The following is a 14,588-nucleotide window of genomic DNA, read 5'->3' as shown; positions in this document are numbered from 1 at the left end:
CTCCTGGCCGCAATGCCTGAATGCGCTGTCAGCCGCTGACGTTACGCGCCGACGTACGCCGCGAGGTGCTCGCCCGTGAGGGTGGAGCGGGCGGCGACGAGGTCGGCGGGGGTGCCCTCGAAGACGATCCGGCCGCCGTCGTGACCGGCGCCGGGGCCGAGGTCGATGATCCAGTCGGCGTGCGCCATGACCGCCTGGTGGTGCTCGACGACGATGACGGACTTGCCGGAGTCGACGAGCCGGTCGAGCAGGCCGAGCAGTTGCTCGACGTCGGCGAGGTGGAGGCCGGTGGTCGGCTCGTCGAGGACGTAAACGCCGCCCTTGTCGGCCATATGGGTGGCCAGCTTCAGCCGCTGCCGCTCACCGCCGGACAGCGTGGTGAGCGGCTGGCCGAGGCTGAGGTAGCCGAGCCCGACGTCCGCGAGCCGCTGGAGGATCCGGTGCGCGGCGGGGGTGCGCGCCTCGCCGGAGCCGAAGAACTCCTCGGCCTCGGTCACCGGCATGGCGAGCACCTCGCTGATGTCGCGGCCGCCGAGGTGGTGCTCCAGCACGGCCGCCTGGAACCGCTTGCCCTCGCAGTCCTCGCAGGTGGTGGCGGTGCCCGCCATCATCGCCAGGTCCGTGTAGACGACGCCGGCGCCGTTGCAGGTGGGGCACGCGCCCTCGGAGTTGGCGCTGAACAGCGCCGGTTTGACGCCGTTGGCCTTCGCGAACGCCTTGCGGATCGGGTCGAGCAGCCCGGTGTAGGTGGCCGGGTTGCTCCGGCGCGAGCCGCGGATCGGCGTCTGGTCGACGGACACGACACCGTCGTCGGCGGGGATCGACCCGTGCACGAGCGAGCTCTTGCCGGAGCCGGCGACTCCGGTGACGGCGACGAGCACCCCGAGCGGGATGTCGACGTCGACGCCGCGCAGGTTGTGCGCCGTGGCGCCGCGGATCGCGAGGACGCCCGTGGACTCCCGCACGGCCTCCTTGAGGGCGGTCCGGTCGTCGAGGTGCCGGCCGGTGACGGTGCCGCCGGCCCGCAGCCCCTCGACGGTGCCCTCGAAGCAGACGGTGCCGCCGTCCGTACCGGCGCCGGGGCCGAGGTCGACGACGTGGTCGGCGATCGCGATGGTCTCCGGCTCGTGCTCCACGACGAGCACCGTGTTGCCCTTGTCCCGCAGCCGCAGCAGCAGGTCGTTCATCCGCCGGATGTCATGGGGGTGGAGGCCGGTGGTGGGCTCGTCGAAGACGTAGGTGACGTCGGTGAGGGAGGAGCCGAGGTGGCGGACCATCTTGACGCGCTGCGCCTCGCCGCCCGACAGGGTGCCGGCGGGCCGGTCGAGCGCGAGGTAGCCGAGGCCGATCTCGGAGAACGAGTCGAGGCTGTGCCGCAGCCTGTCGAGCAGCGGCCCCACCGACGGCTCGTCGAGGCCGCGCACCCATGCGGCCAGGTCGCTGATCTGCATCGCGCACGCGTCGGCGATGCCGACCCCGTCGATCTTCGACGACCGGGCCCCTTCACTGAGCCGGGTGCCGTCGCAGTCGGGGCAGGTGGTGAAGGTGACCGCCCGGTCCACGAACTCCCGGACGTGCGGCTGCATGCCCTCCCGGTCCTTGGCGAGCATCGACTTCCGAATGCGCGGGATCAGACCCTCGTAAGTCATGTTGATGCCCGCGATCTTCATTCTGACCGGCTCGTGGTGGAGGAAGTCGTGCAGCTCCCGCTTGGTGAACTTCCGGATCGGCTTGTCCGGGTCGTAGAAGCCGGACTCGCTGTAGAGCCGGTGGTTCCAGCCGCCCGCCTTGTACCCGGGGACGGTGAGCGCGCCCTCGGCGAGCGACTTGGAGTCGTCGAAGAGCTGGGTGAGGTCCAGATCGGTGACCGCGCCCCGGCCCTCGCAGCGCGGGCACATCCCGCCGGTGCGGCTGAACGTCGCCTTCACCGCCTTCCGGGCCCCGCGCTCCACCGTGATCGCCCCGCTCGCCCGCACCGAGGGCACGTTGAAGGCGAACGCGCTGGGCGGCCCGATGTGCGGCGTCCCGAGCCGGCTGAAGAGGATGCGCAGCATCGCGTTGACGTCGGTCGCGGTGCCGACCGTGGAACGAGGGTCGCCGCCCATCCGCTGCTGGTCGACGCTGATCACGGTCGTCAGCCCGTCGAGGACGTCCACCTCGGGCCGGGCGGAGGTGGGCATGAAGCCCTGGACGAAGGAGCTGTAGGTCTCGTTGATCAGCCGCTGCGACTCCGCGGCGATCGTGTCGAACACCAGCGAGCTCTTGCCCGAGCCGGAGACACCGGTGAACACGGTCAGCCGGCGCTTGGGGATCTCGACGCCGACGTCCTTGAGATTGTTCTCGCGCGCGCCGTGGACACGGATCAGATCGTGACTGTCGGCGACGTGCGGGACGGGCGCGGGCGCGTCCGGTGTGTCCGGTGCGCCCGTCGTCCTGGACCTGGCCATCGTGTCTCCATCCGCCGGACGTCCGGTCCGCTCCAGGAGAACACAGGATCCAGCGGGGTTCAGAAGGCCGAGTGGGCGAACCAGTGGGCGAGCAGGTCACGGTCGCCCTCCGAGTGGAAGGCGTCGCTCTCGCGGTCCAGGCGGCCGTAGAGGAGCAGGAGCAGGTCCGCCGCCGTTCCCCGGACCGTGGCGTCCGCGGTGTCCGGTCCGGTGGTGCCCGTTCCGGGGGTGTCGGCCACCAGGCCGAAGCCGTCGGGGCGCAGGCGGATCAGCCAGTCGCCGGACTCGTCACCGTCCGTACCACCAGTACTGTCCGTACCGTCCGTGCAGAGGAAACGGATGGTCCGGTCGGGGGCGCGCAGTTCGGCGGTACGCGGCGCGAAGAGGGACGCGAACGGCAGGTTGGTGAGGAACTCGTCGATGCCGTCCACGGCCAGATCACGGTCGATGCGCGGGGAGAGCCCGAGGGCGAGTTCGGCGTCGGCCCGGTGGACGAGGGTCTCGAAGAGCATGCGGCGGACCCAGAACCGGGCGTGCTGGTCGAGCCCCCAGGCCCACATGGGCGCGTCCAGGTCGGTGCCGGCGAAGACCTCGGCGGCCTCGGCGGCGCCGTCGGTCAGCCAGCCCGGGTAGCCGTCGGCGTGCTCCGGCAGGCGCAGGTCGACCTCACGGCTGGACGGCGGCTGCTGGATCCGCCGGCGCAGCAGTTCGGTGAACCAGCGGTGCACATGGCCGGTGTGCCGGGTCAGGTCGGCCAGCGTCCAGCCCGGGCAGGACGGCACCGGGGTGGAGAGGTCCGCTGCCTTGACCGTGGCGACGAATCGGGCCGTCTCGGCCACGACGGCCGCGCCGTGCTGGGCGGGGTTCATGCCGATGTCCCTCCGTCGGTGACGCCCCGAGCGGGAAACCCGGGCGGGAAAACAGAAAAACCCCAGCTCAGCTGGGGTTTTTCGCTGTGTCCGAGGGGGGACTTGAACCCCCACGCCCGATAAAGGGCACTAGCACCTCAAGCTAGCGCGTCTGCCATTCCGCCACCCGGACCAGGTGTTTGTCTCGGCGGGGTGTTCCCCGCGGCGACATGGATAACTCTACCAAGGATTCGGAGTGCCTTTCACCAGGGATTTCTTCCGGAGCATAGGGTCCGTACATGGGCAATACGGGACACCCTCCCCGCTTCCCCGCGCCCGGTGGCGCTCCCCGGCGCTCGCCGCGACCGTTGTCGCCGTTGCGGGAGCATCTGCGGGACACGTTCTGGTTCGCCCCGACCGCGGGGCTGGTGGGGGCCGTCCTGCTGGCCCTGGGCGTGCTGGAGCTGGACAGGCTGCTCGTCGAGGCGCTGCGGGAGCAGGGGGCGTACGACGACATCGCGTCGCTGATCGCGGTCGCCGACGACCTGAAGGGGATCATCACGACGGTGGGCTCGGCGATGCTCACCTTCATCGGTGTGGTCTTCTCGATCTCGCTGGTCGCCCTCCAGATGGCCAGTGGCCAGATGACGCCCCGCGTGGTGCGGCTGTACGTACGCAGCCGGATCACCAAGTGCACGTTCACGGTGTTCCTGGCGACGTTCCTGTTCGCGCTGATGGTGCAGGCGGCGTACGAGTCCGGCGACGATCCCCGGACGATCACCACGGTGCCGGTGATCTCCGCCTCGGTGTGCGGGCTGCTGGTGCTGCTGAGCCTGGCGCTGTTCGTCGCCTATGTGAACTCCACGCTGCGGCTGATGCGGGTGAGTCACGTCATCGACCGGATCACCCGGGAGTCGTTCCGGGTGATCGACAGGCACGCGGTGGCCGAGGCCGGGCCGCCGGAGCTGCCGGCGGCCGGGGGCGAGGTGACGCACCGGGGGCGGGCGGGGGTGCTGCGGGACGTGCACATCGCCCGGCTGGTGCGGGTGGCGCGGCGCCACGGGGTGGTGCTGCGGCTGATCCCGCGCATCGGGGACTTCGTCGTGCCCGGCACGCCGGTGCTGACCGTGCACGGCGGCCCGCCGCCGCCCGCGCGGGCGCTGCGTTACACGGTGTCGGTCGGGGTGGAGCGCACGTTCCACCAGGACCTCGGGTTCGGGCTGCGGCAGCTGTCGGACATCGCCCAGCGGGCCCTGTCCCCCGCCGTCAACGACCCGACGACCGCCGTCGCCTGCCTGGACCGGATCACCCAGTTCCTGGCCGCCGTCGCCTGGCGGCCGCTGGGGACGCTCCACCACCGCGACCGCCGGGGCCGGGTACGGCTGGTGCGGGACCTGCCGGGGTGGACGGACCTCGTGGACCTCGGCTTCGCGGAGATCCGCGGCTGCGCCACCCACAGCCCACAGGTCACCCGCCGCCTCATGGCCGCCCTCGACGACCTGCGGCTGCTCGCCCCCGAGGACCGGCGGACGCCCCTGGAGCGGCACCGCACGCTCCTGGTCCACGCCGTGGAGGGCGCGGTGCGGGAGTCGGCGGACCGGGCGTTCGCGCTGCGGCCCGACCGGCAGGGGGTCGGCAGGTCGGCGCCCGGCGACGCGTGAGAGCGTTGCCCGGGACTGCCGATATCGCCGTATCCGACCATGGGGGCTGATCGATTTGGGACGGGTGACCGCACGCCGCCGCGTGATACGGGTCCGCGACGGGGCCGTGAACACCCGCCCGGACACCCTGGTGACGGAAGAGCCGCTGGAGATCCGGCTGAACGGCAGACCGCTGGCCATCACCATGCGCACCCCCGGCGACGACTTCGACCTCGCCGCCGGCTTCCTCGTCAGCGAGGGCGTCCTCGGGCGCGCGGACGAGCTGGCGAACATCGTCTACTGCGCCGGCGCGACCGCCGACGGCGGCAACACCTACAACGTCGTGGACGTCCGGCTCGCCCCCGGCGTCCCCGTCCCCGACATCACCCTCGAACGCAACGTCTACACCACCTCCTCCTGCGGCCTGTGCGGCAAGGCCAGCCTGGACGCGGTGCGCACCACCGCCCGCTGGCCCGTCACCGACGGCCCGGCGCCGCTGCGGCTCACGCCGGAGCTGCTCTACGCGCTCCCCGACCGGCTGCGCGAGTCGCAGCACGTCTTCGACCGCACCGGCGGCCTCCACGCGGCGGCCCTCTTCTCGTCCGACGGCGAGCTCCTGGACGTCCGCGAGGACGTGGGCCGGCACAACGCCGTCGACAAGCTCGTGGGCGCCGCGCTGCGCCAGGGGCGGCTGCCGCTGGCCGGGAGCGTGCTGATGGTCTCCGGGCGCGCCTCGTTCGAGCTGGCGCAGAAGGCCGTCATGGCCGGGATCCCGGTCCTGGCGGCGGTCTCGGCGCCGTCGTCGCTCGCCGTCGACCTGGCGGCGGAGACGGGGATGACGCTGATCGGGTTCCTGCGGGGCTCGTCGATGAACATCTACGCCGGGGAGCAGCGCGTGGCGCTGTAAAGCGCCCCGAAGGGGCGAGGGGAACTGCGCGACCGGCCACCACGCACCCGCGGATGACGTACCGGACCCAGCGGAGCGCCTACGCGCGGGGCGGGCGGGCCCGCCAGCGGCCGCTGAGCCTGCCCAGCACCCCGAAGCGGTCCCACTCGTGGAACATCTCCGCCCACGGGCCGCCGACCTGTCGCAGACAGCGGCGGATCTCCTCGACGTCCTCGGTGGACATCCGCCGCACCTCGGGCCGCAGCACCGAGTTGAGCAGCTCGGTGCGGATCTCGTCCCAGACCGGGGTGACGTCGGGGGCGGTGTGCCAGGCGACGAAGCAGACGGCGGCGTAGGTGGGGGTGCGGCGCAGCAGGTCGCGCACCTCGTCGCCCTGCGCCTCGCGGGCGTAGGCGCGCAGCAGGTACTCGTCCTCGGCGAGGACGAGGTCGGGCAGCTCGCCGGGGGCCGGGGGCGGGTCCATGCACAGCAGGTGGCGGGCGAGGGCGTCGCCGAGCCGCTCCTCGATGCCGGCCTCCAGTGGCTCGGCCTGCCGGCGCAGGCTCACCACGCGCGCGGCGCAGCCGGGCAGAGCGGCGCCGGTGGCGAGGTCCCCGGCCTGTTCGAGGAGGAGCAGGGCGGCGTGCTCGCGCGGCGGGAGCTCGGTGCCGTCGCCGAGGACGCTCTTGAGGAGGGTCTTGGCCAGGCGGGGTGCGACGGGGTCGTCGGGGGTGCCGGTGAGCGCCGCACGGACGAAGGGCTCGTCCAGGCCGGCGGCGTGGACGGCGCCCGGCGCGATGCCCTCCAGCAGGACGACGGCCTCCAGAGTGCCGAGCGGTTCGTCGCCCCAGACGAGGCGGTAGGCCGTGCGCAGGACGGACGGGGCGTCCTGGTGCTCGGGCCCGGCGGTCTTCACCAGGGCGTGCAGCAGGGCCGGGCGGTCCTCGTAGTCGGAGTGGACGTCGGCGTAGTCGTCGGTGGCGTAGTCGTCGGTGTGGTCGTGGGGGTACTCGACGGGGTACGGGCCGGTGGTGGGGGCGTCGGCGTGGCGCCGGCCGGGCGGGCTGCCGTCGGGCCCGGTGTCGCCGGTGTCGCGGCCGGTGTCGTGGTCGCCGGCACTGACGGGGCTGTGGCCGTTGGGGTGGCTGAGGCTGTTGGCATGGCCGGTGTCACGGTCGGCCTGGTCTCTCGCGGCGCTCTCGGACCGGCGCAGGGCGGACATCGGCATGGCGGCGGCCATCCGCAGGTGGGGGCGCCCCTCGAGGTCGGCGCGGGGGAGCTCGGCGGCGAGGAGGCGGGTGATGGGGCGGGGGTCCTCGGTGGCGGCGGTGTGGTCGAGGGAGTCGAGCACGGTGGTGCGCAGCCGGGGGTGGGCGTCGAGGGCGGCCCGCACGACCTTGCGGTCCGGGGAGGCCTCGTCGAGCAGGGCGGCGGTCAGCCGGGCGGTGAGCACGGGCAGGACGGCCTCGTGCTCGACGCGCAGGGCCTCGGCCAGGCGCAGGAGCGTGAGGAAGCGGACGAGGGGGGTGTCGGGCGAGTCGGCGGCTCGGACCAGCTCGGCCCGCAGGTCGCGTCTGAGGGGGGCGGCGGCCGACCGGCAGGAGGGCGCGGCGAACTCCTCGGTGAGCGCGGCGAGGACCGTCCACTCCTCGGGGGTGCGGTCGGTGCCGCCGGCGGCGAGGGTGGCGAGCAGCCGGGCCCGCAGGGCGGTGTCGAGGCTGTCGCCGGGTGCGTGACCACGGGCCCAGCGGGCGGCGGCCGTACGGCCGTTCGAGTCGAGGGGGATGCCCTCGCGGGCCGCGAGGGCGGCGAGCCGGTCGCACTCGTCGCCGGGGCCGCGCCCGCCGCCGAGGCCCAGGGGCACGCCCGTACGGCGCGTCGCCTCGGCGAACAGGGCGGGCTGGCCCGCCAGCCAGATCCGGGCCGCGACGGACGCCCACAGGTCCCGCTCCGCGCGGGCGGGGCTGGAGGGGCCGCCGGTGCAGTCGTGGACGCGGTAGCGGTGCTGGGCGGAGGCGGAGACGTGGTCGAAATCGGCGTCGGGAAAGGCGCCGACGATCTGCTGCCGGGCGAGCATGGGGTGCCGGGTGTACGTGGTGAAGGTGAGCCGGTCGGCGAGGTCGCGCGGCAGGACGGCGCTGGCGACGGCCACCCAGTAGGCGGTGGCGGCGCTGTCCCGCTCGATGACGAGGAGCTGCTGGGCGTCGGGGGTGCGGAAGAGGGTCCGGACGTCGGCGAGGAAGGGTTCGAGGCGCTCGGCGCGGGCGCGGACGAACTCGAGCAGGCCCTGCTTGTCGATGCGCCGGGCGGGGACGAACCCGGCCAGCGGCTCGGGGGCGCCGCCCTCGGGGGTGCGGTCGGACCAGGACGGGGACTCCCAGGCCTCGATGGGCAGCAGGCCGCCGGGCAGCCGGGCGCCCTCGGGCAGGCGCACGGCGTGGGCGTGGAAGTTGCCGTGCCGGCCGGCGCGCCCGGGGCCGGTGCGGACGGTGCGGCACAGCAGTCTGCTGCCGTCGGAGAGGCGGTTGTGGCTGAACGCCACGGGGAAGTCGGCGAGTTCCTCGGTGGAGGGGCAGTCGGGGGCGTCGTGGGGCGGTTCGTAGCCGATGAGCTGCTCCGCCTCCCCCAGCAGGGTGATGGGCAGTTCGGGGCTGGCGGCGGTGAAGCGGAAGCCGGAGCCGTCGGGGGCCGTGGTGGCGGTCGAGGTGTAGTGCAGCTGCTGGAGATTCACCTGACACCTCGTCTCGCCTCGGCCCACTTGTATATGTTCTCCAGCCCTGTGTAACGGGTGGTCGGCCCGGACGGGCCGCCGCCACGCCTCTGACTTCCCACCGTCTTCCCACGGTCGCCCCACTCGCGGGTGACATCCCACCAGATCCGGGGCGTCGGCGCCCGGGCTTTGGCGGGAAGTTCAGCCGCCGTCTCAGCGGCTCAGCCGCCGTCTCAGCGGCCGTTCCCGCTGCCGTCCTGGTCTCCGCCCGGCGTGGTGTCCGCCACGACGCGGGAGAGGAGGGCCAGGAAGAGCTCGCGCTCGGCGGGGGTGAGCGCGGCGAGGAGGGCCTCGTTCGCCTCGTCGCCGAGTTTGGTGAGGCGGGCGAGGCGACGGCGGCCGGCGGGGGTGAGCGCGATGGCGTTCTTCCGGCGGTCGGCGGGGTCGGGGGTCCGGGTGATCAGCTCCTGGGCCTGGAGGTCGTTGAGGATGCCGACCATGTCCTTGGGGTCGAAGCCGGTGGTGCGGCCGAGCTCGGCCTGGGCGACGGGGCCGAGGTCGGCGACGGCGGAGAGCACGGCGTGGTGCGGCATCCGCATGCCGTCCTGGGCGAGCGCCTCGGTCACGAGGCGGCGGCCGCGCGCGGAGGCGCGGTTGAGCAGCCAGCTGGGGAGGGCCTGGATGCGGGGGAGGGCGGGCTCGTCGTCTGCCTTGCCTGCCATGTCTGCCATGTCTGCCATGGGACGAGCCTAACCGAAACCATTGGACTTCCCAATGAAGTCGTGTAGCGTAGGGGCTACCAACGTTGGGGGTCCCAATAAATCCCCGGCCTGACTGTGCGGAGGTGCGTCGTGCGACGCGTTCGGTATACCGAGACCGGTGGCCCCGAGGTCCTGCGGATCGAGGAGACGGCCGTGCCCGTCCCCGGGCCCGGCGAGGTGCTGGTGCGCACCGAGGCGATCGGCCTCACGCTGCCCGTCGTCCGCAAGGTCCGCGAGGGCGGGCTGCCGCTGCCGACGGGCCCGGGAGGCGAGGTGGCCGGGGAGATCGCGGCCGTCGGCGCGGGGGTGACCGGCTTCGCCGTCGGCGACCGGGTGACGGGGCTGTGCTTCACCGACGCCTTCGCCGATTTCGCCCTCGTCCATACGGCGATGCTCTCGCCCGTCCCCGAGGGCGCGAGCGCGGCCGACGCCGTCGCGCTGGTGCGGTGCGGGCTGGTCGCCCTGGGGGCGTACGAGGCGGCGCGGCCGGCGGCCGGCGAGTCGGTGCTGGTGACGGCGGCGGCCGGGGGCTCCGGGCATCTGGCGGTGCAGCTCGCCAAGGCGCGCGGGGCCGGCCGGGTGGTCGCGGCGGTGAGCTCGGCCGACAAGGCGGAGTTCGCGCGGTCGCTGGGCGCGGACGAGGTGGTGACGTACGGGGACGAGTCCTGGGGCGCCCCGGTGGACATCGTGCTGGACGCGGTCGGGGGCGAGCTGCTCTCCCCCGCCATCGCCGCCCTCGCGCCGGGCGGCCGGATCGTGGCATACAGCTCGGGCGGCGGGACGATCGAGGCGTACGACCTGCTGGTGGGCGCGAAATCGGCCATCGGCTTCCAGATGGCCCTCATAGCCCGCGAGCGGCCCGAGCTGATGGAGCGCTGGCGGCGGGAGCTGTGGGAGCTGTTCGCGGCGGGGCGGATCCGGCCCCGGGTGGACTGCGAGCTGCCCCTGGAGGACGTGGCGAAGGCCTTCGGGATCATCGAGTCGCGCGCCAACCGCGGCAAGGTGATTCTGCGACCCGTGTGAGCGTATATGCCGCCTGGTCCTTGTGAGAGGAAGGCCCGCCCCGTACGTTGACCCACCGGACACGTGGGGCCGCCCCGACGGCCTTGACGCGAAAGGGACGGGCCATGGCGGCGCATCCTTCCACCTCTGGCAGTGCTGATGGGGAGTCCGCCGGAAGACCGGACGGAGGATCCCCCGGAAGACCGGACGGGCGTCGGCCCCGCACCCTCTTCCGATTTCGCTTCCGTGCCGCCGCCGTGTTCGTCCTCTCCGGCGCGTTGCTGGCTCTCGCCCTCCGTCCGGGAGCCGCCGGGGCGACGGAGGAGCCGGTCGGGCCGGGGCGGGCCGGGTTCGACGAGCGGGTCCTCTTCCGGGCCGACCAGGACCCCGGCTACGCCTGCTACCGCATCCCGGCCATCGTCACCACCACCCATGGCACCCTCCTCGCCTTCGCCGAAGGGAGAAAGGACAACTGCGGTGACGCCACCGACATCGATCTCGTGCTCAAACGGTCCACCGACGGGGGCCGCAGCTGGGGGGCGCTCCAGATCGTCGATCCGGGGCGGGGCGACACCCACGGCAACCCCGCGCCGGTCGTGGACCGCCGGACCGGCCGGATCGTGCTGGCCACCACCTACAACGAGGGCCGTGAGGATGCCGGGAACTGCGATGTGCCCTGCGACCGCACCCCCCATCTCCAGTACAGCGACGACGACGGCGTCAGCTGGTCGTGGCCGCGCGACATCACCGAGGAGATCCGGCCCCCCGGCTGGAACTCCTGGTACGCCACGGGCCCCGGGCACGGCGTCCAGCTCGGCCACGGGCCCCATGAGGGACGGCTGGTCATCGGCCTCAACGCCGAGAGCCACGACGGCACCCGCACCTCCGCCAACCACGCGGCGCTCGCGCTCAGCGACGACGGCGGGGCCCACTGGCGGCTCGGCGCGGTCGACACATACCCGGTCGCGGCCGACCGGACGTACCGTCAGAAGCCCTCCGAGCTGACGCTCGCCGAGCGGAGCGACGGCGCGGTCTACGCGGGCGGGCGCGAGCAGGACGGCACGGAGCTGGGCAACCGGGACGACGCCGTGAGCGGGGACGGCGGGGAGAGCTTCGACGCGCCGTTCCGGCCCCTGCCCGACCTCTACTCCCCCATGGTGCAGGGGGCGGTGCTCCCGCTGCCGTCCGGGCGCTGGCTGTTCTCGGCGCCGGCCGACCCGGACCGCCGCCGCACGATGACCGTCCGCTCCTCCTACGACGAGGGGCACACCTGGGAGAGCGCCGAGCGGGGGCGGCGGGTCACCGCCGACTGGTCCGGCTACTCCGACATGGCGGTCATCGGGCAGGACACGACCGGTCTGCTCTACGAGGCGGGCAAGGCCGACGCGCGCCAGGAGATCCGCTTCGCGCGGTTCACCGAGGAGTGGCTCGGCCCCCGGCGCGGCCCGGACCCGACGACGCCGGACCGGGCGCCCGGCGGCACCGGGGCGTACGTCCTCGGGGGCGCCCGCCCGGTGGGGGGCCGGTTCGGGGGCGGGCTCGGCTTCGACGGGACGGACTCCGCCGTACGCCTGCCCTTCCGGACCGCGCTGCCGCTGGGCACCCGGGACTTCACGGCGGCTCTGTGGTTTCGCTACCGGGCGGCGGCGGTCAAGGGCGAGCAGCCCCTGCTGTGGATGGGCGGGGTCGGCGGCGCACCGCAGGTGGCGTTGCGCGGGGAGCCGGGCACCGGCCGGGTGACCGGTCAGGTGACGGCGCTGGCGCCGGGCCCGGGCCCGTCCCGTACGGCGACGGTACGGTCGGCCGACGGCTACGGCGACGGACGCTGGCACCATGTGGCCCTGCGGCGTTCCGGCGGCCGGCTGACCCTCACCGTGGACGGCGCGTCGGCGTCGGTGCCGGACGTCCCGGGATCGGTGAGCCGCAACTCGACGTTCGGGGTGCACCTGGGCCAGAGGCCGGACGCCCGCGCCTTCCTGACGGGCGATCTGGAGGAGGTACGGGTCTACGGCCGGGCCCTGACCGACGCGGAGCTGGCGGCGGTACGCACCCACAACACGCCGGTCACCCGCCGGGACGCGGTGCTATGGCTGCCGCTGGACCGGATTGACGAGCCCCGTAAGGGGCGCGGGGAACTGCGCGACCAGCCCCCACCGGCCCGCAGGTGAACGAATCGACCTCCGCGCGGAGCGCTCACGCTCCGCCCCGCGCGGAGGCGGTTTCCATCGCCGAGCCCGCCGGCTCCGCCGGAAGGGCAACCGGCTGTTGCCGGGCGAAGCGCTTCGCCAGCACCGCGCCCACCATCAGCTGGAGCTGATGGAAGAGCATCAGCGGCAGGACGGCCAGGCTGGCCTGCGCGCCGAAGAGGACGGTGGCCATGGGCAGCCCGCTCGCGAGGCTCTTCTTCGATCCGGCGAAGGTGATGGCGATCCGGTCCTCGCGGCCGAAGCCGAGCCCGCGCGAGCCGAACGTGGTGAGGGTCAGCATCACGGCCAGCAGGACGGCCTCGACGCCCACCAGTACCACCAGCCGCCACGGCGAGACCTGTTGCCAGACCCCGCGCACCATGCCCGCGCTGAAGGCCACATAGACCACGAGGAGGATGGAGCCCCGGTCGACGAGTCCCAGCACCCGGCGGTGCCTGGTCAGGAAGCCGCCGATCCAGCGGCGCAGCAGTTGCCCGGCCAGGAAGGGCACGAGCAGGCGCAGCACCACCGACAGCAGTGAGTCCAGGGAGGCCCCGGCGCCGCTGCCGCCCAGCAGCAGGGCCGCGAGCAGCGGGGTGAGGACGATGCCGGCGAGGCTGGAGAAGGTGCCCGCGCAGATCGCCGCCGCGACGTTGCCGCGCGCCAGCGAGGTGAAGGCGATCGAGGACTGGACGGTGGAGGGCGTCAGGCACAGGAAGAGCAGCCCGGTGTAGAGCTCGGGGGCAGGACGTGGGGGACGAGGCCCCGGGCGGCGAGGCCCAGCAGCGGGAAGGCCAGGAACGTGCAGGCGAGGACCGTCAGGTGCAGCCGCCAGTGGCGCAGCCCGTCCATCGCCTCGCGGGTGGAGAGCTTGGCGCCGTAGAGGAAGAACAGCAGCGCCACCGCCCCCGTGGAGGCCCCGTCGGCGACGGTCGCGGCCGGGCCGCGTACCGGCAGGAACACCGCGAGCAGCACCGTGCCCAGCAGCGCGGCTATATAGGGGTCGACGGGGAGACGGGAGAGCGGTCGGGAGAGGAGACGGCGCATGCCTCCCACCCTCTCCGCCCCCTCGTTCATCGGGAACCCCGTACACCGCTCTGACTGCTATCACGATTGGCGATAACGTCGGGAAGCATGGGCAGCATCTTCGATCCCGTGCAGTTGCGTACGTTCCTGGCCGTCGCCCAGACGCTGAGCTTCACCCAGGCCGCACGGCGGCTGGGGGTGCGGCAGTCGACGGTGAGCCAGCAGGTGCGCCGGCTGGAGGAGGCCGCCGGGCGGCAGTTGTTCTCCCGGGACACCCACAGCGTGCGTCTCACCGAGGACGGCGAGGCGATGCTCGGTTTCGCCAGGACGATCCTGGAGGCCCATGAGCGCGCCGCGCACTGGTTCGCGGGGGCGCGGCCCCGGGGGCGGCTGCGCTTCGGGGCGTCGGAGGACTTCGTGCTGACCCGGCTGCCGGAGGTGCTGGAAGGGTTCCGGCGCCACCACCCCGAGGTGGACCTGGAGCTGACCGTGGAGCTCTCCGGGCATCTGCTGAAGCGGCTCGCGGCCGGGCGCCTCGATCTCGTCCTGGCCAAACGCCATCCGGCCGACGAGCCCGGGGGCGGCCCGGGTCCCGACGAGCCGCACGGCCGGCTGGTCTGGCGCGACCGGCTCGTGTGGATCGGCGCCGAGGGCACCCGGCCGGACCCGCGCCGTCCGCTGCCGCTGGTGCTCTTCCCGCCGCCGGCCGTGACCCGCGCCCGGGCCCTGGAGGTGCTGGAGCGGCACGCCCGCGCCTGGCGGGTGACCTGCACCAGCGGCAGTCTCAACGGTCTGGTGGCCGCCACCCGGGCCGGGCTCGGGGTGATGGCCCACGCGCAGGGGATGATCCCGCCGGGGCTCGTCCGCCTCCCGGCCGGCGCCGGGCTGCCGGACCTCGGCGGGATCGACGTCGTCCTGCTGCACGGCCCGGGCGCGCGGCGGGAGGGGCCGGTGCGCGACAGCGCGGAGGCCCTCGCGGACGCGATCCTGGCGGCGGGCGACCGGCTCCACTCCGGTTGGCCTCCACTCCGGTTGGCCTCCGCTTCGCTTGACCTCCACTCCGGTTGACCGCCCCCGGGACC

9 protein-coding genes, 1 tRNA gene and 1 pseudogene are annotated in these 14,588 nt (G+C 73.7%); 5 read left to right on the top strand and 6 right to left on the bottom strand.

Annotated features, from left to right (window positions below; genetic code table 11):
* Positions 1–41: 41 nt before the first annotated feature.
* The 3 genes from EKH77_RS26255 to EKH77_RS26245 form a co-directional block, all read right to left on the bottom strand.
* Complete coding sequence (locus tag EKH77_RS26255) at positions 42–2,447, bottom strand: ATP-binding cassette domain-containing protein (RefSeq protein ID WP_126916756.1); 2,406 nt, start codon at positions 2,445–2,447, stop codon at positions 42–44.
* A 59-nt stretch (positions 2,448–2,506) separates the two neighbouring features.
* The gene (locus EKH77_RS26250; RefSeq protein WP_126916755.1) at positions 2,507–3,316 is read right to left on the bottom strand and encodes a maleylpyruvate isomerase family mycothiol-dependent enzyme; all 810 of its coding nucleotides are present in this window, start codon (positions 3,314–3,316) and stop codon (positions 2,507–2,509) included.
* A gap of 87 nt (positions 3,317–3,403) precedes the next feature.
* Positions 3,404–3,488 (bottom strand) — tRNA-Leu (locus EKH77_RS26245).
* A 106-nt stretch (positions 3,489–3,594) separates the two neighbouring features.
* On the opposite strand from EKH77_RS26245, the gene EKH77_RS26240 reads away from it, so the two are divergent.
* Both EKH77_RS26240 and fdhD read left to right on the top strand, forming a co-directional pair.
* Entirely contained in the window at positions 3,595–4,956 is a 1,362-nt protein-coding gene (locus EKH77_RS26240; protein WP_126916754.1) for a DUF2254 domain-containing protein, read from the top strand.
* A gap of 55 nt (positions 4,957–5,011) precedes the next feature.
* Positions 5,012–5,842: a formate dehydrogenase accessory sulfurtransferase FdhD gene (fdhD, locus tag EKH77_RS26235; RefSeq protein WP_126916753.1), complete on the top strand. Its 831-nt coding sequence runs from the start codon at positions 5,012–5,014 to the stop codon at positions 5,840–5,842.
* Positions 5,843–5,921: 79 nt separating this feature from the next.
* Here the strand turns inward: fdhD and EKH77_RS26230 are convergent, their stop codons facing one another.
* Both EKH77_RS26230 and EKH77_RS26225 read right to left on the bottom strand, forming a co-directional pair.
* Entirely contained in the window at positions 5,922–8,552 is a 2,631-nt protein-coding gene (locus EKH77_RS26230) for a GTPase-associated protein 1-related protein (protein WP_126916752.1), read from the bottom strand.
* 212 nt (positions 8,553–8,764) lie between these two features.
* Positions 8,765–9,271 (bottom strand): MarR family winged helix-turn-helix transcriptional regulator, encoded by a 507-nt coding sequence (locus tag EKH77_RS26225; protein WP_240667538.1) that lies wholly within the window; start codon positions 9,269–9,271, stop codon positions 8,765–8,767.
* 111 nt (positions 9,272–9,382) lie between these two features.
* Here EKH77_RS26225 and EKH77_RS26220 point away from each other — a divergent pair, with 111 nt between their 5' ends.
* Entirely contained in the window at positions 9,383–10,315 is a 933-nt protein-coding gene (locus EKH77_RS26220) for a quinone oxidoreductase family protein (protein WP_126916751.1), read from the top strand.
* A 104-nt stretch (positions 10,316–10,419) separates the two neighbouring features.
* The gene (locus EKH77_RS26215) at positions 10,420–12,462 is read left to right on the top strand and encodes a sialidase family protein (RefSeq protein WP_126916750.1); all 2,043 of its coding nucleotides are present in this window, start codon (positions 10,420–10,422) and stop codon (positions 12,460–12,462) included.
* Between the two features lie 25 nt (positions 12,463–12,487).
* Here the strand turns inward: EKH77_RS26215 and EKH77_RS26210 are convergent.
* Positions 12,488–13,527 (bottom strand): annotated as a pseudogene (locus EKH77_RS26210) (bile acid:sodium symporter family protein).
* A gap of 87 nt (positions 13,528–13,614) precedes the next feature.
* Between EKH77_RS26210 and EKH77_RS26205 the strand changes: the two are divergent.
* The gene (locus EKH77_RS26205; protein WP_206279928.1) at positions 13,615–14,574 is read left to right on the top strand and encodes a LysR family transcriptional regulator; all 960 of its coding nucleotides are present in this window, start codon (positions 13,615–13,617) and stop codon (positions 14,572–14,574) included.
* Positions 14,575–14,588: the final 14 nt, after the last annotated feature.

Source organism: Streptomyces luteoverticillatus (assembly GCF_003970715.1).
Classification (GTDB): Bacteria; Actinomycetota; Actinomycetes; order Streptomycetales; family Streptomycetaceae; genus Streptomyces; species Streptomyces abikoensis.
The sequence above is the reverse complement of the archived record's forward strand: the minus strand, read 5'-3'. Positions and strand labels throughout refer to the sequence as shown.

Bases quoted from the DNA above. Each gene is read 5' to 3' on its own strand.
- EKH77_RS26255 (WP_126916756.1), bottom strand. From the start codon at position 2,447: ATGGCCAGGTCCAGGACGACGGGCGCACCGGACACACCGGACGCGCCC.
- EKH77_RS26250 (WP_126916755.1), bottom strand. From the start codon at position 3,316: ATGAACCCCGCCCAGCACGGCGCGGCCGTCGTGGCCGAGACGGCCCGA.
- EKH77_RS26240 (WP_126916754.1), top strand. From the start codon at position 3,595: ATGGGCAATACGGGACACCCTCCCCGCTTCCCCGCGCCCGGTGGCGCT.
- EKH77_RS26225 (WP_240667538.1), bottom strand. From the start codon at position 9,271: ATGGCAGACATGGCAGACATGGCAGGCAAGGCAGACGACGAGCCCGCC.
- EKH77_RS26215 (WP_126916750.1), top strand. From the start codon at position 10,420: ATGGCGGCGCATCCTTCCACCTCTGGCAGTGCTGATGGGGAGTCCGCC.
- EKH77_RS26205 (WP_206279928.1), top strand. From the start codon at position 13,615: ATGGGCAGCATCTTCGATCCCGTGCAGTTGCGTACGTTCCTGGCCGTC.